Here is a 22,501-nt window from a genome sequence, read left to right as displayed (position 1 = left end):
TTTCAGTTGCCCTCCGGTTCAGGTTTAGATGTAAAAGTGCTTGTGTTTAAGTTGATAGACAGCATTACATCATCTTTGCCTGCCTTATCAGCCTTACTGAGTGTCATCTGAGATACATTTACAATCCTGTTAAGGGAGGTTATTCTGCTTAAGAAGTCCCCCAATTGGTGGTATGAGCCTCTTATATCAAGCCTGACACGGGTTTCATACAGAATCCCGCTTGCATGTTCCGCCCTGGGCAGTGGCTCCCACAGAGCTATCACAAGGCCGGAACGTTTGCAGTCATCCGATAACTGCTTAAGGAGGCTTGAAATCTCACCTTCCACGGGAAGCTGCCTTTTTATCTCTGCATAATCCACCTCCGCCTGGGCCAGCTCTTCCTTTAGTCTTGCAAGGTTGGCTACTTTCTTTTGAGCCTTTGTTATCTCATCATCCAACGACTTTATCGCCGTTTTTAATTTTTTTATCTCAGCAGTCTTAGGGCTGTATATCACAAGATAAAATGGTACCGCCACGAGAATAAGAGGCAGCACTATAAACAATATCCTCTGCCACTGGGGCAGTTTATCAAGGTCTATCTTTTCCACTAATGTTTGGCGGCTCCGTCTTTTGGCTCTTCCGTGTTTATCGCCAACTCTATTGAGTAACTGACCACATTTACATCTGAAGTTGAAGAGCCGGTTGCCCTGCGCAATGTTGTGTCCTTAAAGAGTTTAGAGTTCTTCAGGTTTTCTACAAAAATGACCACATCATCATTAGTAAACGCTGTACCATCCATTGCTATCTTGTTGTCCGAAATGTTTAATTTGTTAAACCATACGTTATCAGGCAGCAGCTTACTGAGCTCGTCAAGCACCTTTACCGGGACGCTCTGAGCCGCCCTTAACTGCATTATAACCTTTTTATTGTCTTCTATCTTTTTGAGCTTCTGCTCAAGCTTATCAACATCACCTATCTTTTTTTTCAAATCAGCAAGCAGGACGTCTTTTTGAGCTTTCTCTTTCTTCATTTTTGTTACTTTTCCGGACAGATGAATATACATAAACAGGGCTGCGCCAGCGGAGATAATAAATACAAGTATTATAAAAAGTAAAGTTGCCGGTACCGGCGCAGCAGCTTTCTTCCTCCTCCTTGCTTTCCCTTCCAGTGGAAGAAGGTTTATTTTTATCATCTGTCGCCGATTTTCCTTATTGCCAGTCCCACGGCCACTGCGGCTATGGGCGCTATTAAATCCAGTTGCTTCAGATCAAAGCTCTTTGGGATTTTCATATTTTTAAATGGGTTAATATGAGTCACCTGGTAACCTGTCCGTTCAGACAGCCCTTCTTTCAATCCATGAACAAGACTTCCGCCCCCTCCAATCATAATTTCATCTATAGCTTCCATCTCAGGAGAGTCACTGAAATAATCAAGGGATCTGCGTATCTCCATTATAATTTGCTCATTAGCACTCATAAGCACCGTTTTAGCATCCTCCGGTGAAACCCCATCTACAGACTCACCGCGCTTTAGGCGTTGTGCCGTCTCATAAGGCAGCTTAAACTCACGCATTAGAGACTCCGTGTGAATCATGCTCCCGATTGAGCTGTCTTTAGTAAATACGGAAATACCGGTTTTCAGTATGTTTAACGTCACTTTCGATGCTCCAACGTTTACTATTGCTATGTTTTTAGGTTCCTCTCCCTTTACCTTGTAGTTGATTTCATACATGTTTTCAAGAGCAAAGGCATCTACATCCACTATCACAGGATTAAGCCCGGCTTCCTTGACTGCATGTATATAACTGTTTAAAAAATCCTTCTTTACGGCCACAAGCACAACATCAATCTGCCCCTGCTCCTCCGCAGGTCCTATTATCTGGTAATCAAGATTTACATCCTCTATGCCAAAAGGCACGTACTGTTCGGCCTCATAACGAATGTTTTCGTTTAACACTTCCTCTGTCATCTCCGGCAGCACTATCTTTTTAATTATAACCGATGAGTGCCCGGACAGTGATATAACCACATTTTTACTTTTGATACGGACTTTTTTTATCAGCTCTTTTATCGCCTCCGACAATTTGGCAGTGTCGGCAATATTATCTTCCACTATTATAGAGGGGGCTAATTCAATGTAATCGAACAGCTCCAGCTCGTAACCGTCCCGTGTATCTTTCAGCTGGACGGCCTTTATAGAAGAAGAACCTATATCCAACCCAAGAAGCGATTTACTTCCTAACAATTCCAACATTGTGAATTTTTACATAATTTAACAATCTTGTCAAGTGTTTTTTCTATTTTTTCTACACACTTAACAAAAAACATTAAAAAACAGCTTTAACTATTTCCACGGCAGACTCTTTATTTTTGATATATTTAAGAACTTCATATATTTTCACTAAATTCCTGTGTTATTATAATGTTATCATCAATTTACAGAGGGGCAAAATGCATCAGAAACGATTATTTTGAAAAATGCCAGTAGTCAATGATAAATACTGGATTCCGGCTTTCGCTCGGAATGACAGAAAAAAAAGAATAACAGAAAAGGAAAAAAGAATGACTAAAAAGAAAAAGGAATGACGCCCTCCTTTGTCATTCCCGCCTACGAGCTGGAATCCAGTTTTTTTCTTTTAAGTATCTTGCGCCGCTATAATCTGCCTCAGCTGATTACCTGCTTCCAAGCATTGTCTGTAACCTTATGCCATCCTCCAGTCTTTGTGCTATTGCCACAAGAGTTCCGCCGGAATCTTTGACTCTGTAAAAGGGAACCCCTGAGTCTGTAGCCGGCATGGAATTTATAATTCTGCCGTTTAAAAAGTCCCTCATCTCAGCAGCATCAAGAGCGATTTCATGAAGATGGGACAGTGCCGCATCCATTGAATAAATCCCCATGTTTTCAGAGGCTGGTTTTTCTAACTGAAAGGAATCATTGATTGTAAAACCACCAACCTTTGTCCGCACAAGGCTGTGAATATGCCCGCAAGTACCTAATTCCTCTGCCAAATCAGCAGCCAGCGCCCGAATGTAAGTCCCTTTGGAGCAGAGTACCCGTATAGTTAAAAAAGGATTTTTATAATCCAGCATCTCGATTTCATATATGGTTACCGGGCGTTTTGCCCTATTTATCTCTATCCCCTGCCGTGCCAGTTTATACAACGGCTGCCCGTTTGACTTAAGAGCGGAAAACATCGGGGGCGTTTGCTCTATCGCCCCTGTAAAACAGCTGAGTGCTGCGTTTATGTGTTCTGAGACATCCGCACTTACGGCTGATTCCCTAACCACCCGACCCTCTCTGTCAAGGGTATCGGTGGCAACACCCAGCCTGATTGTTGCCACGTATTCCTTGTTAAGGCCGACAAAGTATCCGGCAAGTTTTGTAGCCCTGCCGGTCATCACAACAAGCACACCTTCAGCCAGAGGGTCCAAGGTGCCGCTATGGCCTGCTTTTTTGGCTTTAAGGATGGACTTCAATCTCTGTATTGCCCCATGAGATGTTATGCCACAGGGCTTATTGAGGTTTATAACTAAATCCGTAAGCACCTACAGTGCTTTTAACTTCTCAAGTAAGTTTTCCTTAAGTGTTTCTATCGTGCCGGAAACCCTGAATCCTGCTGCATTTCTATGCCCGCCACCGCCAAAGTTACCGGCTATGGCGGCTACATTTATATCTCCCTGTGAACGAAGTGACACCTTCCACGTCCCAGGGCTGTACTCTCTGAAAAATGCTGAAATCTTTACGGAGTTAACCATCAGAGGGAAATTCACAAAATTCTCGGTATCTTCCCCAACCGCCCCTGTCTCCTTAAACATTGCCTCAGTCACTACCGCTGTTGACACAAAGCCATGGATGTCCAAAGAGGACATCATCTGTTTAAATAACATAAATTTAGCCTCAGACCAGTTATTGTAAAGACTGTCGGCGATATATGAGGGACTTACACCTGAGTCAACCAGTTTGGCACAAACGCCCAATGCATCGGCAGTGGTATTGCCAAACCGAAATGAGCCGGTGTCAAAAGCAATAGCTGTGTAGAGGTTTTCGGCCATGGATTTTGTCATATCAACCGAAAGCGCATTTATCAAATAATATATCAGAAGGCCGGTTGCAGGGCTTTTAGACACTATCCAGTGTGCATCACTAAAGTGCCCTCCGTCGCCCTCATCCGCACTTACCTCCCCCTCTGTTTCATAGTCGCCGTCTCCCATCAAGTGGTGGTCTATTACAAGCGTTTTTTTAAATTGTACCTTTTCAACCGCCGCCCGCTGTGCAGTGTTGCAATCAACTATGATAAGAACAGTTGACAGGGCCTCAGGGAAGCTGAAATCATTTGAAAACATCTGAGAGCCGGAAAGAAAAGAATACTGGGCGGGGAGAGCGTCTCTGGACTTTATAGCAACCTGTTTTCCCATACACATAAGAGCCTCGGCAAGGGCAAGCGATGAGCCCACTGCATCCCCGTCGGGAAACACATGAGGCACTATATAGAACTGATTGTTTTCCCTGATTTCTCTAATCAGGTTCTCTGGTGGATTCATAAGCATCTCCATGTATTTTATCAAAGATTTCATCTATTTTGGATCCATAAGTTATGGACTTGTCCTCAGAAAAAGTCAAAACCGGTATAACTTTCATCTTAATGGTTTTTGATATTTCCCTTCTGACAAACCCTGCCGCAGAGTTTAGTATCTTAAGGGTTTGCTCAATATCCTCTTTCTTAAGAGTGCTGACAAAAACCCTTGCGCTCTTGAGGTCCTCTGAGACGGAAACATCCGTAATTGTTACAAAACCAAGCCGGGGGTCTTTTATTTTTGTCAGAACCACTTCAGCTATATCCTCTCTGAGTGAAACCGACACTCTCTGTGCCCGCTTGAATGGGTGCATATCAGGACATCTCCAGCCTGTAATCAAGTATCTCTACACGAGGTTCTTTTTCCGTCATATCTTTAACACTTTCCATGGTTTTATGTACCAGTTTAGCATCATTTGATATACAAACACAGTAGAGGGATACCCTCTGCCATAAATCATTGGCCTCCTCGGCCACCGATACATTAAATTTATTCTTAATCCTGTCCTTCAGAGATTTAACAACAAACCTCTTGGACTTTAAAGAACCGGACTCCGGCAAATACAAGTCCATTTCTAAAACACCAATAATCAATCCGTCAACTTAACCGGCATTGTAGCCGCTCAGGGCAGCGTGTAAAACCGGCTTCCCCCCGCTTAGAGCTTTCCGGCTACCTTTTCTATCTTATAATTTTCTAAAATATCTCCGGCCTTCAGATCATTGTAGTTTTCAACGACAATGCCGCACTCATAACCTTTCAAAGCCTCTTTTATATCATCTTTAAATCTTTTAAGTGTGTCTATTTTACCATCATAAATAACTATGTTGTCTCTGATAACCCTGATACCCTCAGATGATCTCTGTATTGAACCCTCAGTAACCAGACAGCCGGCCACTGTGCCTATCTTGGATATATAGAAAGTCTGCTTAACCTCGGCAGTGCCAAGAATCACCTCTTTAAGGGTAGGCTCAAGGAGACCCTCGAGAGCTTTCTTAACATCGTCTATGGCGTCATAGATAACATTATAGAATCGGATGTCAACGCCCTCACGCTCGGCAAGTTTTGATGATTTAGCATCCGCCCTGACATTAAAACCGATCATTATAGCATTTGAAGCTGAGGCAAGCATAACGTCCGAGTCGTTTATCCCGCCTGTTGAAGAGTGTATTACCTTTACTTTAACCTCCTGATGCTTAATGTTTTCAAGAGAGCTCTTCAGTGCCTCGGCAGAGCCCTGAACATCGGATTTTATAATTAAGTTGAGTTCCTTTATGGCCTGTTCTTTTATTTTGGCATAAAGCTCGTCAAGGTTTAACTTCTTAGGATGCACTGCATGGGTTGTCTGAGTTTTTTGTCTTCTGGCCATTATTATCTGCCGTGCCCTCTTTTCCTCATCAACAACCATAAAGGATTCCCCTGCATCTGGCACATCTGAAAACCCGACAACCTCCACTGGAGTTGAAGGTCCGGCCTCTACTATCTTTGCCCCCTCGTCATCAATGAGTGCCCGCACTTTACCAAAACTAAAACCTGTCACGAACACATCACTAACCATGAGTTTTCCGCTTTGAATCAGCACAGTAGCTACAGCACCGCGCCCTTTGTCAAGGCGTGATTCTATGACAACTCCCCGCGCAGGTTTGTTGGGATTTGCCCTGAGCTCCATCATCTCCGCCTGAAGCACTATCATTTCAAGAAGGTCCTCGATGCCGATGAGCTTCTTGGCCGATACTTGAACAAAGATATTTTTCCCGCCCCACTCCTCAGAAATTACATCGTGCTCTGAGAGTTCTTTTTTTATTCTCTCCACGTCGGCATTGCCCTTATCTATCTTATTAATAGCCACAACTATGGGGACATTGGCCGCCCTTGCATGGTCTATGGCCTCAATGGTCTGCGGCATAACGCCGTCGTCAGCGGCAACAACAAGGACTACAATGTCGGTGACCTTAGCCCCACGTGCCCTCATCGATGTAAATGCTTCATGGCCGGGTGTATCCAAAAACACAATTTCTTTACCCTTCAGACGCACCTTATATGCACCTATATGCTGAGTGATGCCGCCGGCTTCCGACTCCGTAACCTTTGTCTTTCTCAGAGCATCTAAAAGGGAGGTCTTGCCGTGGTCAACGTGCCCCATGATGGTGACAACAGGGGGACGCAGAATAAGGTTTTCATCCTCAGCCAACTCCTCATAGGCCTCATAGTTCTCTACCTCGGCTGCCTCTACCTTTATGCCGAATGCTTCCGCCACCATCAGAGCTGCATCCATATCCACTACCTGATTTATTGTCGGCATGGTGCCTAATTCCATGAATTTCTTGATAACCTCTGATGTTTTTTGTCCTATCAACCTGGCAAAATCATTAACCGTAGCGCCTTCCTGAATTTTAATTAATTTCTTGCGCGGGGCAGTCGGAAGCAACGGCTGCTTTAATCCGATGCTTTTTTGTACTTGCCTGCCCTTTAAGGATTTCTTGCCGGGCCTTGCATCAAAAATCTTTTTTTGCTCAACCTTCCTTATCGACTGGAAGGCTCTTTGCATACTTAACTTTGGTTTCACCCTCTCAACTTTTTCTATATCAACTTTCTTTTTAAATCTGTCGGGTATTACCACCTCTTCCTCTTCCTCAGCGGCGGGAGTAACCGGCAGCTGTACGGCTACAACTTTAGCAACTGGAGGTTGATGAGGCGGCTTATGAGATTGAACCCTTGGCTCAGGAGGCTGCTGCTTCTTATGTGGCTCAAATTTTGTAGCGACCGGGTGGGCGGATTGTTGATGGGGCTGTTTTTGTTTGTTTGATGGGGCTGTTTTTACGCCGGCTTCCTGTTTAGGTGTTTTGGCTGCCAACTGCGCTTTGACTTTTTCCACTAACTCAGGCTGTAAACCTGATGAATGGGTTTTGCCCTCAATGCCCATTTTTTCTATGGCGGCAAGAATCTCTTTATTACTCACAGAAAGGGTCTTTGCCAATTCGTTAACTCTAATCATAGCCACTAAGTAATCACCTCCGATATTAACAACTCTTTTAGTTGGTGCAGGCTTTCAACCTCAACCTTAAAAATCCTTTTGAGCCTTTTTCCTCTTATTAACACTTCTATGCACCGCACATCAGGACACACGTGATAACCTCTTCCGCCAAGCACCCTCTTTTGGTCATAAAGAAGTTTGCCGTCTTCCACAACAAGCCTCAAAAGCTCTGTTTTGCCCCTTTTGGCTCTGCAGGATATACAGGTCCTTTGAGGATATTTCGGCACCACTTATTCATGTTATCATAACGAAATCTTTTTATGCAATAAACATCTGTTATTTTTTGTTAAAAGACAGGGAAATCTTTACAAACTCCAGTAAATTATTATAAAATTGTTGAAAGGTTCCAAAAATAATTAAGGAGGTTTATATGGACAGAACAGGAGTTATAACATTTCAGGGAGGGGCGTTAACCCTCACGGGAAACGAGGTAAAGGTTGGCGGCAAGGCACCGGACTTCACCATGATGGACAACAATCTGGGGGCGGTTACCCTTAAAGATTTTGCCGGAAAAACAAAAGTAATCAGTGTAACCCCGTCTCTTGACACTCCGGTGTGTGACGCACAGTTGAGAAAGTTTAATGAAGAGGCGGCAAAGCTCGGCCCTGACACGGTTGTAATAAATGTCAGTATGGATTTACCGTTTGCCAATGCAAGGTTTTGTACAACTGCCGGCATAAGCGCCGCTACGAAAACCCTTTCCGACTACAAGGATGCATCATTTGGCTTAAATTACGGTGTTTTGATAAAAGAACTCAGGCTCCTTACACGCGCCGTTTTCGTTATTGATAAAAATGACATCATTCAATACATGGAAATAGTGCCGGAGATTACCAATCCACCGGATTACGGCAAGGCAATAGCCGCCGCTAAATAACAGACCGATACAATGGGAGCAGGCAACCGCCTGCTTCCGTGTTTTTTTAGAAAGAAACTGTTAATAAAAGTTTGGAGATGTCCCCCCGAAAACCGACATAGAGGTAAGCAAACCGAGTAAAGGAGTTGAAATAAAAGGAGATAATAAGAAGTAAGAAATTAGCGGAGAGGTTAAGCAAAAAAAGTCTCTTTAGCGGATCGAGTGGGTAGCAAAGTAAGAAGTAACCTCTGTCGCCTTAGACACAGTAGCCTACAGGTAAACGTGGAGGTCAAGTTTTGCTTTCGCAAAACTGCTCCACAGCGTTACGCCCCTGCGGGTGACATCCCCTACCTTGCGGCTATGTATAGTGTAGGCGACGGGGGCTTATTCTTTCTTTTACCCACTCAAAACGTGAAAGAACCATTTTTAAAAATTTTACTTGACATCACGGTTGCTTTAGGGGAGACGTCCCCGGAGCTTTCTACGAAGCCAACAAAGTTAATCGAATGAATGCAACCTGGTATCAAGCCATTGAAAGATGTATTCAGCCACGTTTTCCCATCCCTGCTCCTGTATAATCCAGTGGGCGTGTTCAGGGAACTCTTTATAAGTACAGTTTTTATATTTACTGGAAATGGCAAGTGCTAATTTAGGGCTGATAATCCTGTCCATACCACCGGCTATGACAAGCACAGGAGATGTTATCCTTTTTTCATCAACATAAGCGGCTTTTTTCCGGTCTAATACTGAAAACCCTATTTCAGAAAGCGCCCGCCCCGACTCATACACAAACCTGCTGTGCACCTCATGTTGTCTCTGAGGCGGCAAATTGTGTAACGACGTCACCACAGCTTGTGCAAATGAGGGTCGTACCGGCACTTTCCAGAAAAGGCCATACCGTAAAAGCGCAAAAATCCCCTGAATCACAGCCGCCTTTTTAGGATATAACCCGGCAGGCGGCGCCGGCTCTATCAACACAAGCGCCCGCACAGGCACACTTTGCGCTGCTAACTGCGCAAGCAGCCCCCCCATCGAATGCCCTATAAGCACCGCCTTATCATCAAGCGCTGATAGCTCATTACATATATCTGAAACGTAATCACGCAGACTAAGGGCTGCTATCCCTTGTGCAGGCTTATCGTGAGGATTTACGCCGTGTAGGCGTAAGTCCGGCGTCAGAGAGTTAAACCCCCTGATTTTAAAGAATTCACTGAAGCCCTCCCACACCCATGATCCACAATTTGCACCGTGTATAAAATATAAATTATTTTTTTTCATTTACCCCTCGCTTTTTTCTAATTACTTAGTATATAATAATAGTTGGAAGATGGAAGAAACAGCAATAGACAATTTCGAGCACTTCGGCTTAAGGCCTGAGATTCTTAAAGGTGTGTATGAGGCAGGTTTCAAAGTACCCAGCCCAATTCAACAGCAGGCAATCCCCTTTGTATTAGCGGGTAAGGATATTATTGCGAGGGCACAGACCGGAACAGGTAAAACCGCCGCCTTTGGACTTCCCGCTATGCACAATGTTAAACATACGGGATCGGTTGAAGTTCTAATTATGCTTCCCACCAGAGAGCTGGCCTCACAGGTAAGTGACGAGTTGTACCGGTTAGGCCGCTATTTTGATATCCGCACTGCCGCTGTTTATGGTGGACAGTCTATCGGCAGACAGGTTGACCTTATAAACAAAGGAGTCCAGGTTGTGGCGGCTACCCCCGGCAGGCTTCTTGACCACCTCAGGTCCAAACGGCTTAAAAAATTTGCACCCTCCATCGTAGTCCTGGATGAGGCCGATGAGATGCTTGACATGGGCTTTATCGAAGATATTGAGTCCATCTTTGAATTCTTACCCAAAAAGCGGCAGACAATGCTTTTTTCCGCCACAATGCCCAGAGAAATACAGGCTCTTGCAAGAAACATTCTGACAGAGCCGGTCACGGTTGACGTTACACCCAAAAATCTGGCTACCGCCGCAGAAGTTATTCATAGATACTATGTAATAGGTGAAAAGGAACGTGAGGAGGCACTTGTCAGACTAATTGAGACAGAGGCCCCACCTAAAAGCCTTATTTTTTGCCGTACTAAAAAGGAAACAGAAATGCTTTCAAATACCCTTATCTCAAGAGGCTATCCTACCAGAGCACTTCACGGCGATATGGAACAGAACCAGAGAAACGAGGTGTTGGCGTCTTTTAGAAGAGGACAGACGTATATTCTGATTGCCACCGATGTGGCGGCAAGAGGTTTGGATATAACCGATGTTTCCCACGTGTTTAACTATCATATTCCATTTGAGCCGGGCAGTTACGTGCACAGGATTGGACGCACCGGACGTGCCGGCAAAAAAGGTATTGCCATTACTTTAGTTACACCGCTTGAATTTAAAGAATTAAAACGGATAATGGATTTCTCAGGCGCCCCTATTCTGTGTGAGGAAATACCCACAATTTCTCAGGCTAAGAAAAAACATTACGCCGAGTTTGCGCGCAAACTTATTCATGAGGAAATTCATGAGGATGCCGTGGAGGTATATCAATCCCTCACTGAGGATATGGATGCCACTCAGATAGCATGTAGAGCCATTTCGATGCTTTTAGAGAGAAAACAGGTGGCAGGCCCCAACAGAATCGGTCTGTCAACCAGAGAGGTGGCGGATTTACTACAAAGATACAGAAAAAATAAAGCCGCTTACTCACAAAAGACATATAAGAAATCCCCGCCGAAGCGAAGCAGACGGGACGGCCTTTAGAAAGTCTCACATTCAGGCCGCCGCTTAGCTTTCATGCTCTCTTATTATACCAGTCTGTATTACCTTAGCTGCCGTGCTATAGCCGCAGCCTGCTCAAGCATTTTACTTCTGTCGTCAGAGGAAACATACGGTACGGAAGTAAAAAACTTATGCTCAATTACATCAAATCCACAAAAAGCAAAGATTCCGTCATCTACCGTTTGTGTAATGCTTTTAAACATACCGGTGGCTGCATATGTTTTGTCATCGGCACCGGTTGTGGATAAAATCAGAGCTTTTTTCCCCTTTAGAAGCCCCCGCACTCCTTTTTCATCTATCATGTAGGCAAAACCATAGTTAAACACCCTGTCAATGTATCCCTTTAATATAGCAGGAAGGGAAGCCCACCACACCGGATGAATAAAAATAACCACATCAGACCATACAATGAAATCCTGTTCAAGCTTGACGTCATCAGCCACTTTACCCTGCGCCGCCAATAAGAAATCAGTTGACCTGAGCACAGGGTCAAAACCTATTGAATATAAATCCCTTGTTTTAACGTCATGCCCTGAAGCACTCAGCTCAGAGCTCAGCGTTTCCTTTATAGCATGGTTGAAACTACCCGGATTTGGATGGCTATATACCAATAATATTTTCATTATTCTTCCCCCTCTACAGCTATTTTAGAACATATCATTAATAAACTAAAAGCACTAACTCCGTGCATTGCAATAATCTCTAAGAATCCGCCTTAAACTGTTTATTTCCACGGTGTCAGGTAAAGTGTCCACCAATGCATCTATGTACTGTCTTTCCAGTAAGAGAGAATAAGAGCTGTGAAAATTCAAATCAAATATCCACGTAAGCATTAGAAGTTTATAGTCATTTTCACATTCAACATCCTTAAGTTTAGCCAGGTTACCTGTACTGACTGCTTTGAAAATTTTCTCTGAATACCCATCCTTTACAGGTAATCCCAGCAGAACAGCAGAAGCTCTCTCCACTTTGTTGAGGTTAAATATTTCTATAAAAACCCGCCATATGCCAAGTTTATCGGCATCTCTTATCATCTTAAGATACATTTCCGTTTCAGGACTCAGTCCGTTTGGAATACTATAGGCATTATGATACTTAACGGATTGAAGGACAATTTCTACAGTTTCCGGTGAAAGCCCATGCAAAACTCCCTCAGACGCTAACACCTCAGCCCCAAGTGCCCCGTGGTTAACCGATATGGTATCTTTAAAGGTTTTATACCGAGCATACTGCGGAAACCTCCCGACATCATGAAAAAGCCCTATAACTGAGGCAAGAACTATCTTATCTTCAGCATCAAAATGCCTCATGGCTATATCCGTTATAATGTTGCAAACATCGCCGGAGTGCATCTCCTTTAAGTCAATGTTTTTCTGATCGTCAGTGTTTGTAAAATAAAAAGATTTTACATAGCTTGAAAACCAGAGCTTATATCTTTGTAATGTTTCAGCGTTTAAAGCCATCAATACTCGATTCCTTCTCGTGCGGTTACGGCACTATTGTAGTAGTGTTTGATTTCCCTGCACTCGGTAACCAAATCGGCGCAAGCTATCACATCTTCCCCTGCTCCCCTGCCGGTGAGTATCAGCTCCACGCTCTCAGGCTTACTGTGTATTAATGAGATAACGGCGTCAGGTTCGATGAGTCCAGCCGATACAGCGGTATTTATTTCATCCAGTACCACTACCTGATAGTGTCCACTTAGCAGCACCGATTTTATCTCATTAAAACCTTCCCGTGCAGCCTCTATATCCTCTTGAGTAGGGTTTCCAAAAACAAACCCCCTGCCGTAGTGCTTAAACCGGATTAAATCACCAAATGCCCTGAAGGCGATTAACTCTCCGGAGTCCTTTGATTTTATAAATTGTGCAAAAAAAACCCTGAGACCTCTTCCCATGGCTCTTACCACTTGGCCGACGGCAGCAGTTGTTTTCCCCTTACCACTACCTGTATATACTGCAACGTATCCTTTAAACATCAATACCTTTATTACACTTTAACGGGTTAGTAAAGAAAGCAACGTAAAAACTATAAATGAGGCATAAAGAACTCCGACAGCCACATTTGCCTTAAGTTTTCCATTTTTTAGCTTTGAGATAAACGGCACCATAATAAGAGTGACAGCAAAAGTAACAGGAAGCATCACAGCGCCAAAAAACGCACTCCTGCCTGGAAAGTACTTCAGAAGCTCAAAGAGCCAGTGAAAATACCACTCAGCGGTGGGTTTAAAAGGAGCGGTAAAATTTATCTGCCTGCCCAGCTCTTTAGGAAATGCAAGAGCTGCAACCACAGTACATAACACTGTGATAAGAAACACAGCTAACACCTCAGTCAGGTAATCCGGGTAAAAACTCTTTTCTCTGTCTTGCGGCTCTTCCATATTATGTACAGGTTTATTATACCCCAAAAGCGTTTATAAATGAAATCAGGAACTCAAAAATTAGTTTCAGACACTAATTTCGGCGTTTTACCACTGTATGCCTTTAGAGAGTAAAAAGTTTTGCGCATCGGTGCTACCAAGCCGTGCAGCCGTTATGTAGTCGGCAACAGCACTGTCGTAGTCTCCGCTGTCGTTATGGGAAATTCCACGGTTATAAAATATATCGGCATCATGTGGGGTTATCTTAACAGCCTTTGTGTAGTCGGCTATAGCCTGGTTGTAGTCTCCCTTTCTGTGACAGGCTAACCCGCGATAATTGTAGGCGTTGGCATCCTCAGGATTTATCTGTGCAGCCTTTGTGTAATCGGCTATAGCCTGCGTATAGTCTTCTTTGCCGAAATAAAAAGCCGTCCCGCGGTAAAAGTATGCCAATGCATATCGGGGATCTATATCAATAGCTTTTGTAAAGTCCGCTATAGCCTGATCATAGGCTCTCCTATCACCATAGATTTTCCCGCGATTACAGTACACATCGGCATTGCCCGGATTTATCTCGATAGCCTTTGTATAATCAGCTATGGCCTGGTCATAGTCTCCCTTTTTATGGTGGGAAAAACCACGGTTAATGTATGCCACTGCAAATTGTGGATTTATCTCAATAGCCTTTGTGTAATCAGTTACAGCCCTGTTGTAGTCTCCCTTTTTATACCAAGCCAACCCTCGGTTATAATACACATCGGCACTGTTACGGTTTATCTCAATTGTCTTTGTAAAATCAGTTACAGCCTGGTCATAGTCACATTTTTTATACCATGCCAACCCGCGGTTGTAATATGCCTCAGCATACCTTGGATTTAACTCAACTGCTTTAGTGAAATCAACAATAACCATGTCATAGTCACCGTTTTTAGCATATGAAGTTCCGCGATTATAATAAAGCTCCGCAACTTTTGGGTTTATCTCAACAGCCTTTGTGAAATCCGCTATAGCTTTGTCATATTCCCTTATTTCATAATAGCAATTGCCGCGGTTATAGTACGCTTTAATATTGCCTGGAGCTATTTCAACAGCCTTTGTGTAATCGGTGATAGCACCGGTATAGTCTCCTTTTGCATACATTGAAGTCCCACGGCCAATGTAAGCCGCCACAGTCCCCGGATTTAACTCAACCGCCGCCGTGAAGTCAGCGATAGCCTGGTTGTAGTCTCCTTTCTTATGAAAGGCTAACCCGCGATAAAAGTACGCCTCGGCATACCCCGGATTTAGCTCAAGCGCCGCTGTGAAGTCGGCAATAGCCTGATTATATATTCCACTGTCACTGTTGATTTTCCCGCATTTAAAACGCTCCTCAGCATTGTGGCGGTTTATCTCTGCAGCCTTTTTTTCTTCTCCTTTCATATCTTTTTCCATTTTTGCTCTTTATAAATTCCCTCAACATCACCGCCTGTAGCCTTCTTTACCCTACTGCTGAACTCTGTAAAGAAAACTGATCTGTGAGTTCTCGGATGGGTTAGCTGTTTTCTCCGTCCATACCTCTACAGTGTAGTACATATATTTTGTGCCTGTACCATCGTCTGTATTTTGAACATCGATAATTTTGGTGTAACTTGTGTAATCCCCCAGAGTTGCAACAATATCAGTACTTGTTTTTGCATCAGAACTTGTCACCACGCTTTGAGTTCCTGAGCAATTTGACCACTGATATGCGCCCGTGGAAGTATTCAGCGTTGATTTGGAAAGTTTATCTGTGAGGCATGCCGCACTTTGAACAGTACCATAGTCGGGAGCGGTTTTAGGCGGCGTTCCCTCTGTATATTGAACAACCAGATTCATCGCAATGTCGGCAGCCCCCTTGCCGGCATCAAGTGCTGTTGCATATCTTTGAGATAACCCGGTAACCTTGGTCCCCTGTATAGTCATAAACATCAAAGCCCCTGTAAAGGCCAAAGCCATAACTGCAAACAACATTGTCAAAACTAATGCAAAACCTTTTTCGCTTTTCATTTAAAAAACTCCCTTAGAGCAAGTTAACGGTTTTTACGTCAATTAACAGCACCTTCCACTTATAGTTCTGATAATTAGTCAGATTAGTCAAACCGTATGTCTTCATAGAAAAGGTGGAATCTCCAAGGTTGATAGTGGTATTAGCATATGAAAAATCTTTGTCATACTGTCCTTCATGTGTTAAAACGGCCACTTTCACTTGCTTTACCTTGGAGCGTACGTTAGAGGCAGTGGTCAAATCAGTTACGGACCCTACTGCACCGGAGGTGGTTACCCACCCTGTGTCAAGATTTAAACCCACTTGAAAATCCACTACACAGTCCATGATCGGCTGTTCGGTTCTTTTGCCGCCGGAAGCGGTAGAGTCATTTGCTATCACTCCCCTGTATAGAGTGTATGACTGAGGGTGGCACTTGCCTGGAAATCCGGTATTTGCCCGCTGCAGGTAATAATCCACACGGTTAAACGGCATGCGCGGAGTTGTTGCCGTCTCAAGGCCATAAATCAGGAAAATATCGGTTAAGGTGCCTGAGTTCGGCAGGGTTGTAGTTACAGGCCAACTATCAATGTTTGCATAAAACGTAGCACCTATTTGTTGCATAGCTCTGTCACTGCTGGTTACATCAGTGCCCGACGATAATACTATCACCTTGTCGTTTGCCACAAAATCTCTTGTTGTTGAGCTCCACGCTCTGTTCTTCCATGAGCTGGTGGCAACATCATAATACCTTATCGAGTACTTCCTGGTAACATCACTTAGTGAAACAACCAGTGACTTTATGACAAGCACATCGGAATCATCAAACGTTCCAGCTGTGGCATCACCACCGGTGTTTCCATTATTGCTTAAAACAACGGCACGCGGCTCACAACTATTGGTTGAATCGTTGAACGATGTGGGGTCAGGTGTGTACTTATTTGGGGTGTAACTTGAACTGTCTGTATAGCTTGCACTGCTTAGAGCCTCAGAGTATGCCACAGGAAGTGAACCTGTAGAACATGTAGATACTCCCAGAGTGCTGTGAGGAAGTCCGTAACCTGCCATTTCAATATCATATCTGAGTATCTCAAGACCAAGAACACTTTCTATCTGCGTTTCACTGGTCTTTGTTTCCGCCTTAAAACTTCTGGAAAGTGTTATAAACGTAGCAAAAGTTGCAGCAAGTATCGCCGACAAAATAAAAAGCGTCACTACAAGCTCAACCAAAGTAAATGCATTTTTTTTCATTGACATATCCTTATTATCACAATCATATTGTTTTTGTCGCTAACTCCGCTGAAAAAAAAACCGGTTTCCTGCTTTCGCAGGAATGACAAAACCCCTATGTAGATTTCCATAAAACTCCACTCTTTTGTCATTGCCGCCTGCGGGCGGGAATTCGGCATGTTTTTCCTGCAATGGATTTCTGCTTTCACAGTATCCCATAAAATCCTCAGTGGGAGTTAACTTCATAAGCATTTTAATCATTATCATTACGGGCTTATCAGAGTCTGAGGGTTATATGTAAAGGTTTCTCCCTTATATGTCCAACTCACAGTCATATTGACCAGTCTGCTGTCAACCTGAGTAGTAACCGTTCTGTTTATAGTGTAAGTAAAAGTATAGTTTTTGATTGTTCTCTGTACCGTGTAGTTTGAGTTTGTAACAACGGCGGAGACGCCTGAACTCTTTGCAAGTGTCCTCTGTGTTTCAAGCTCTTCTTTTGCAACATTGACAGCGGTGTCCCTGAGGGAGTTTTTCATAGTTGCGTCCGCTGCAAAAATCATAGCCTGCAAAAGCCCGAGTAGTATGACTGTCAGAATAAGCATAGCCATCATCGCCTCTACAAGAGTAAAGCCGTTTACCGGAGTTGCCGGCCTCTGTAAATGATTGCCGCCACCCTTATTTAATTGTACATTCGCCATCATTAAACACTCCGTTAGAATTTGCATCACACCACTTACCTATTTTTATTCTCGTGCTGGAGACGGTCAAACAGGAATACTCAGGATAATTTATGTTGTCACAATTAGCAGAGCGGTCAGCCGCATAGCCGCTGCTGTCACAGTCGGTGCAACTGCTGGAGAGCTGAAAAGTTGAACTGGTAAAAGCTGTGGTAACGGCAAGGCCCTTGTCGTTAAAAGTAAGACTGGTTATTGCCGTATCAAGAGGCGCAACAGGACGGGTATCCCCAAGGGTTGTGGTTCTGACTGTTGTATAGCCGCCGCTGTCAATTATACTGCTGTCGGAGTTTGAATCAGAGCGCATTTCATAACTCTGGAAGTCATTATTGGCTGACAGAGTCCAGGCTATTCCATATACTTTATTTTCAGCCATTGCCTTGAGTCTCATTTCTGTTATGTCGGCATAGAGGAGTTTTATGTTGCTCTCCACCGAAACTTTAGACCTCGCTCCGGCAAACTGGTTTACAAACAGGGTAATAAGTATCCCCATTATAGCAACCACAACAATGACCTCTATAACCGAAAAACCCTGCTTTTTCATCGTTCTATCCAGTGTATTAATCCTGTTTTAGATGACGCCGGTGAAACAAACGGCGGTGCCGATTCAGGAGTTATACCTGAAAACCAGCCGGAGTAGCCTGAAGGGTTAAAGCTTGTTGTACCAAGTGTCAACTGTTTAATCTGAGCTGTGGAAAGCTGAAGGAAAAGGGTACCTTTAGCATTGGGAATTGTGTATCCGGAACAGGTTGAATCCGTGGTAGCCTGCCCTGTTGCACAGTTAAGCGACCATGCGCGAGATTTACCACCAACGGCGCAAAGGTCGGCTGAGGGCCGGGTCGAGGTAAACATCACTATGTTCTGCGGCGTATCCAATGTGGGGTCAGAGATATCTCTTTCAAAAAGATAACTTGTGCCGTAATCGGAGTCGGATACAGTTGGTGTACAGTTCATGGATGAATCATCACCGGCTACTGTTGCCGTAGGGTTTGAGCTGTCAGAGGACATACATAGTTGCTTTTTCCAGCCGGACTTTGCTCCCGGTGTTCCGGGACATGTTTGATTATCGAAACTTGCCAGACTGTTAAAAGTACCGGTGCAACAGCCGTAGTTGTCACAGTTATCGAACTTAGAGGCAGATATGTAGTCAGTTTTGGCGGTACTTGCTCCGTAAGTTTCTGTTGCCGTCATGTACCTGCCTGTTCCAAAATACATATAGTAAGAGCCAAAGCACTTACCCAGTACAACTTTTGACGTTACCGGCCTGTTTACAAAAGTGACGGCATTTTCATAAAGCACCCATTGAGTGGAGGTGGAGGAACATGTACCGGATGAACCCCATGTGGTTGGATTGTCTGCAATCTTGATTCCCATAACCCCGCCTTTTAAGTTATTCTTTGGACCACTGGCATCGGCTGTGGTTATACCTGTGTTTTGAACATATCCAAACGGAAGGAAGTCCGTATATCCATCGCCGCCGAAATCCACTCCGGTAGTAAACAGTCTGCCGCCATAGCTGTTTGCAAAAGCACTGCCGACATCTTTGATGTAATACCCGGTGCTACTGTTAAAGGTAGAATCTATTGTCATGTTTGAGTTTAATTTTAATACAAATATCTGAAGATTTTGATCGGAATAACCGGTATAATCTCCATGGTTAATCTGAGGTCCGTTTAGGAACACCACAAATGTTCCTGTAGAGCGTTTAACAATGGCCGGACCGGAGAGTGAAAAGCCCAATTGTGGATGTGAAAACTCCCACAAGAATTTTGGAGACGCCGGATATGTTATATCCAGCGCAAAGTACGATGAAAAACCGATACAGGAGCCGTTGGTGGCGGCAGGGTTTGAGCAGGTATCGATTGGCGGCTGCGTTATAACTTTCGTCGTATCTGTGCAGTTGGTGCCGGTGGGGCAACCGCAGGCCCCTCCAAGTCTCATGCCGCCTATCAGTATTTTTTGGGCTGCAGTCGGTTTGTAGATATACGGTTGTAAATCTGCATAGTAGAGGTGGCAGTAATTAGGGTCCGCCAAATAGCGTAAATAGGGCAGCGAATGTCTGGGAATAAATGCCCATAGCTCAGAGCCGAGATTGGTTCCCTCCAGTGCGCCGACATCATAGGAGCCAAGGTTGTTTTTTGTCTGTTTACCCAGTTTAAAAGCATGAAGCATACCGTCATTGGCCCCGGCAAATATGACTGTGTAGTCCGTTGAGGCATTGTCATAGGATTCAAGTGCAGGGGTTGAATAGATTATATCTCCAAGCTTCCATGTGTTTACTGTGCTGTCTATTGTAGTCGTACGGTTTCTCAGGCCGGTTTTGTCCGTTCCTCTGATATACTTGATAACATCGTTGAAATTCGAGGTGCCGTTTAACGAGGTGGATGACCCCATATAGCTTTGAAACAAAGATTTATTGGTAGTTGTAAATTCAGTCAGGGCGCTTGTAGCGCCGGTAACGGTTGAGTTGTCATATACGTAAATCATGCGCTTGTCTGCTGCTGTTTCACTATCTGTGCGGCTAAAGAGCAGTTTACCGGCCTCCCATATGGATTTTAAACTATCCATGGTTGTCGTACTGTCGGGGGTTGACGAGTCTGCAGCACCGTTGCCGTCACTATCGCTGTATCTCTCTATAGTAAGCTCGTCATTTGTATAATTAAAAACAACTATTTTATCTGTTTGCAAGTTAAGTTTATAGACCCCTGATGATATCCCATCTGTTTCCTCTCTTATATTTTGGTAGCTGGATGAGTTATATAGCCAGAGGTTATGCAGATACCCTATCCATGTTAAATCAACATTAGCAATAGGTTTTTGAGGGTAAAAAGCAGCCTGAAGAATGTTTGCTCCCTGTTTGCTCTTATTAGCCAAAACAGAGGCGGATGTACCGGAGGCGGCAGTTGACAGTATGACGTTGAAAGCGCTTTCAATGCCTGATTCAATGGCGTCACCCTCACTGGCATCAAAATAATAATCCGGTACTCCGTCACTGTCGCTGTCCCATTCGCTCTGCAAATCCGGCCTGTTATTATTGTTTAAATCTTTGAATGAACCGTTGATGGTTGCATATTTAAGAAATGTTGAACCGTTGCCGAAAGCAAAAACGGTAAACAAGGAAAGGGTTTGGTTGTCTGTATCACCTGTGCCGGCGGCATTGCTCCATGCTGTTTTCCTTAAATCATTTGTGTGCATGTAAAGCGCTACATCCTCAAGTCCGGCTGTACGGCCTGACATGCCCGCCAAATCCGGTGTTAAAGTTGATGCAGGAAATGTTGTTGAACCCACTGTTACTGAAGGGCAGGTACCGGGGGAAATAGAATTGACGCAGTTAAATGAAGACTTGCCGCCGGCATAATCGTTAGTTCCAAGCGTAGTGGGGAGGCTTCCGTCATTGGTTGGTTCTCCGTCTGTAAGCAGTATCACAAAGCTCTTGGCACAGGGTGCATAAACTGTGCTGCCCAGTGCATTTGTGTAGTTATAATACGGATCGGAGGTGCCTCCAGGTGATGCTGTATAATCCCCTGTATTATACAACGGGCCTCTTGTTGAGGTTGCACCCGCACTTGCAGTCGCTAAAGTATCTGAAAGGGTTTGCACCTGCGCAAAATAACCAACAACAGACCAGAGGGACTCTGCAAGGGGAGTAGATGTGGTAGGGGTCATGTTGTCAATATTACCTGCTACAGAAGTATAACTTGATGTTGAAACGTTGTTGTAAACTTTAGCTCCATTATTTGTAGAGGAGTATTGAGCATAACCCAGCCGCACCTTGCTGCCGAATTTCTGGACAAGTCCATCCTGGGCATCTGGAACACGCACTCTTATATTATAAGTAGCCGGACTTGATTTTTTTAAATTAGCAGAAGTACAACCGGTGCCATATGAACCACAATCGCCGTTTGTCTGATACACGCGGAAACAGCCCGCCTCTCCTGTGCTGCCACTGGTATTCCATGGACAGGCACTACCACCCGGGGCTTGATTCTCTGCGTAGAACTCACCGCTGTAAGGAGCATATGCTGAAGCGCTTTGTATGTATTTGGATGAAGCATAGGTGTAGGTATCTTTCAAACCGATAAGTCGCTTATAGCCGCCTGATACTGTTGCAGTATCATATCTGCCGCCTGTGAGAGCCTTTTTCAATACATCAGCACGACGCATGGTTAACCAGTTAAGAAAACTACCGTCCCACTCATTCGCTGCCTTTGTTGTCGCTCCAACTATTCCACTGCCTGTCTTAGGGTTTGTAGGATAAAAATAGCCGTTGTTGGTGGAATTATCATATTGGTACCAGAAGTCCGGGTCAAAATATCCATAGTATTTATATGTAGGATACGTTCCCATATCTGTAAATCTGTAGCACGGTGCTGAGGAACTGGTGCATAGGTTTGAAGTTGTGTTGTCCACATAGGCGTCATACCCCATGCTTATAGAACTATCCAGCAGAATCATGACATTGGGTGTTACAGAGCCCGAGATGAAAGGCGGAGTTGAGCAGAAGTTATTCATCTGAGTTGTTACCGCTGTTGTGGTAGTTGTGCCGGCTGTTGTTGTGGTCGAAGCAGTTGTAGTGGCCGCTGTTGTTGTTGTAGTGGCCGCTGTTGTTGTAGTTGTGCTGGGTGTTGGCACACCGGAGCACCAGTTATATCCTCCGGTATTTCTGCAACAATAACTCAGTTCGGGATAACTACAACACCAATGGTCAGGTTGTGAGGAACAGGTAGCGGCAGATGAGGACCTCACATCATATGCAAGTAATACAACCATAAAAGATAGCAATATTGCCGTTATAAAAAAAGCTCTTTTCATGTCTCCCCCATGCCGGAAAGAAAAACTTCCGGCTATAATTGTCTTTTCCATCTCTTCAGTGTTTTTCTTCCTGAAACTCTTATTTGCAACAGTTATCACCAACAGTTATCTCCTTTTTTACAACTGATAGTATTAAACCATATCAACGTGA

23 protein-coding genes are annotated in these 22,501 nt (G+C 44.1%); 2 read left to right on the top strand and 21 right to left on the bottom strand.

Features of this window, described 5'->3' with window-relative positions; genetic code table 11:
- Positions 1-2: 2 nt before the first annotated feature.
- The 9 genes from H7844_05185 to H7844_05145 all read right to left on the bottom strand — a co-directional run bounded on the left by H7844_05185 (position 3) and on the right by H7844_05145 (position 7,736).
- Positions 3-587 (bottom strand): type 4a pilus biogenesis protein PilO, encoded by a 585-nt coding sequence (locus tag H7844_05185; GenBank protein ID MEO5356676.1) that lies wholly within the window; start codon positions 585-587, stop codon positions 3-5.
- Complete coding sequence (locus H7844_05180; GenBank protein ID MEO5356675.1) at positions 587-1,171, bottom strand: PilN domain-containing protein; 585 nt, start codon at positions 1,169-1,171, stop codon at positions 587-589. The genes H7844_05185 and H7844_05180 overlap by 1 nt, the downstream gene beginning before the upstream one ends.
- Positions 1,168-2,232, bottom strand: a complete 1,065-nt coding sequence (locus tag H7844_05175) for a pilus assembly protein PilM (GenBank protein MEO5356674.1) — start codon at positions 2,230-2,232, stop codon at positions 1,168-1,170. The genes H7844_05180 and H7844_05175 overlap by 4 nt, the downstream gene beginning before the upstream one ends.
- A 419-nt stretch (positions 2,233-2,651) precedes the next feature.
- Positions 2,652-3,524 carry a tRNA pseudouridine(55) synthase TruB gene (gene truB, locus H7844_05170; protein MEO5356673.1) on the bottom strand — a complete coding sequence of 291 codons (873 nt, stop codon included), beginning with the start codon at positions 3,522-3,524 and terminating at the stop codon, positions 2,652-2,654.
- The gene (locus tag H7844_05165; protein ID MEO5356672.1) at positions 3,525-4,520 is read right to left on the bottom strand and encodes a bifunctional oligoribonuclease/PAP phosphatase NrnA; all 996 of its coding nucleotides are present in this window, start codon (positions 4,518-4,520) and stop codon (positions 3,525-3,527) included.
- Positions 4,495-4,866, bottom strand: a complete 372-nt coding sequence (gene rbfA, locus H7844_05160) for a 30S ribosome-binding factor RbfA (protein ID MEO5356671.1) — start codon at positions 4,864-4,866, stop codon at positions 4,495-4,497. The genes H7844_05165 and rbfA overlap by 26 nt, the downstream gene beginning before the upstream one ends.
- 1 nt (position 4,867) lies before the next feature.
- Positions 4,868-5,146: a DUF503 domain-containing protein gene (locus H7844_05155; protein MEO5356670.1), complete on the bottom strand. Its 279-nt coding sequence runs from the start codon at positions 5,144-5,146 to the stop codon at positions 4,868-4,870.
- Between the two features lie 62 nt (positions 5,147-5,208).
- Positions 5,209-7,551 (bottom strand): translation initiation factor IF-2, encoded by a 2,343-nt coding sequence (gene infB, locus H7844_05150; GenBank protein MEO5356669.1) that lies wholly within the window; start codon positions 7,549-7,551, stop codon positions 5,209-5,211.
- Positions 7,551-7,736, bottom strand: coding sequence for a YlxR family protein (locus H7844_05145; protein MEO5356668.1), 186 nt, complete (start codon positions 7,734-7,736; stop codon positions 7,551-7,553). The genes infB and H7844_05145 overlap by 1 nt, the downstream gene beginning before the upstream one ends.
- 218 nt (positions 7,737-7,954) lie before the next feature.
- Between H7844_05145 and tpx the strand changes: the two genes are divergently transcribed.
- Positions 7,955-8,461 (top strand): thiol peroxidase, encoded by a 507-nt coding sequence (gene tpx, locus H7844_05140; GenBank protein MEO5356667.1) that lies wholly within the window; start codon positions 7,955-7,957, stop codon positions 8,459-8,461.
- A 477-nt stretch (positions 8,462-8,938) separates the two neighbouring features.
- Here tpx and H7844_05135 read toward each other — a convergent pair whose 3' ends face one another.
- Positions 8,939-9,718, bottom strand: a complete 780-nt coding sequence (locus tag H7844_05135; GenBank protein ID MEO5356666.1) for an alpha/beta hydrolase — start codon at positions 9,716-9,718, stop codon at positions 8,939-8,941.
- A gap of 49 nt (positions 9,719-9,767) precedes the next feature.
- Between H7844_05135 and H7844_05130 the strand changes: the two genes are divergently transcribed.
- Complete coding sequence (locus H7844_05130; protein MEO5356665.1) at positions 9,768-11,195, top strand: DEAD/DEAH box helicase; 1,428 nt, start codon at positions 9,768-9,770, stop codon at positions 11,193-11,195.
- A gap of 59 nt (positions 11,196-11,254) precedes the next feature.
- On the opposite strand, the gene H7844_05125 is transcribed toward H7844_05130, so the two are convergent.
- The 11 genes from H7844_05125 to H7844_05075 all read right to left on the bottom strand — a co-directional run bounded on the left by H7844_05125 (position 11,255) and on the right by H7844_05075 (position 22,452).
- Positions 11,255-11,836: an NAD(P)H-dependent oxidoreductase gene (locus tag H7844_05125; GenBank protein ID MEO5356664.1), complete on the bottom strand. Its 582-nt coding sequence runs from the start codon at positions 11,834-11,836 to the stop codon at positions 11,255-11,257.
- A 54-nt stretch (positions 11,837-11,890) separates the two neighbouring features.
- Entirely contained in the window at positions 11,891-12,676 is a 786-nt protein-coding gene (locus tag H7844_05120) for an HD domain-containing protein (protein ID MEO5356663.1), read from the bottom strand.
- Positions 12,676-13,191 (bottom strand): cob(I)yrinic acid a,c-diamide adenosyltransferase, encoded by a 516-nt coding sequence (locus H7844_05115; protein MEO5356662.1) that lies wholly within the window; start codon positions 13,189-13,191, stop codon positions 12,676-12,678. Before H7844_05115 ends, H7844_05120 begins: the two co-directional genes overlap by 1 nt.
- An 18-nt stretch (positions 13,192-13,209) precedes the next feature.
- Entirely contained in the window at positions 13,210-13,593 is a 384-nt protein-coding gene (locus H7844_05110; protein ID MEO5356661.1) for a hypothetical protein, read from the bottom strand.
- 87 nt (positions 13,594-13,680) lie between these two features.
- On the bottom strand, positions 13,681-14,991 hold the full coding sequence (locus H7844_05105) for a tetratricopeptide repeat protein (protein ID MEO5356660.1): 1,311 nt from the start codon (positions 14,989-14,991) through the stop codon (positions 13,681-13,683).
- A gap of 63 nt (positions 14,992-15,054) precedes the next feature.
- Positions 15,055-15,597, bottom strand: a complete 543-nt coding sequence (locus tag H7844_05100; protein ID MEO5356659.1) for a hypothetical protein — start codon at positions 15,595-15,597, stop codon at positions 15,055-15,057.
- A 13-nt stretch (positions 15,598-15,610) separates the two neighbouring features.
- Positions 15,611-16,825 carry a prepilin-type N-terminal cleavage/methylation domain-containing protein gene (locus H7844_05095; GenBank protein ID MEO5356658.1) on the bottom strand — a complete coding sequence of 405 codons (1,215 nt, stop codon included), beginning with the start codon at positions 16,823-16,825 and terminating at the stop codon, positions 15,611-15,613.
- Positions 16,822-16,983: a hypothetical protein gene (locus H7844_05090; protein MEO5356657.1), complete on the bottom strand. Its 162-nt coding sequence runs from the start codon at positions 16,981-16,983 to the stop codon at positions 16,822-16,824. The genes H7844_05095 and H7844_05090 overlap by 4 nt, the downstream gene beginning before the upstream one ends.
- Before the next feature lie 87 nt (positions 16,984-17,070).
- Positions 17,071-17,505 carry a prepilin-type N-terminal cleavage/methylation domain-containing protein gene (locus tag H7844_05085; protein MEO5356656.1) on the bottom strand — a complete coding sequence of 145 codons (435 nt, stop codon included), beginning with the start codon at positions 17,503-17,505 and terminating at the stop codon, positions 17,071-17,073.
- Positions 17,480-18,082: a prepilin-type N-terminal cleavage/methylation domain-containing protein gene (locus H7844_05080; protein ID MEO5356655.1), complete on the bottom strand. Its 603-nt coding sequence runs from the start codon at positions 18,080-18,082 to the stop codon at positions 17,480-17,482. Before H7844_05080 ends, H7844_05085 begins: the two co-directional genes overlap by 26 nt.
- The gene (locus tag H7844_05075) at positions 18,079-22,452 is read right to left on the bottom strand and encodes a hypothetical protein (protein MEO5356654.1); all 4,374 of its coding nucleotides are present in this window, start codon (positions 22,450-22,452) and stop codon (positions 18,079-18,081) included. Before H7844_05075 ends, H7844_05080 begins: the two co-directional genes overlap by 4 nt.
- Positions 22,453-22,501: the final 49 nt, after the last annotated feature.

The organism is Nitrospirae bacterium YQR-1 (genome assembly GCA_039908095.1).
Classification (GTDB): domain Bacteria; phylum Nitrospirota; class Thermodesulfovibrionia; order Thermodesulfovibrionales; family Magnetobacteriaceae; genus Magnetomonas.
This window is presented reverse-complemented; position numbering and strand designations above follow the sequence as displayed.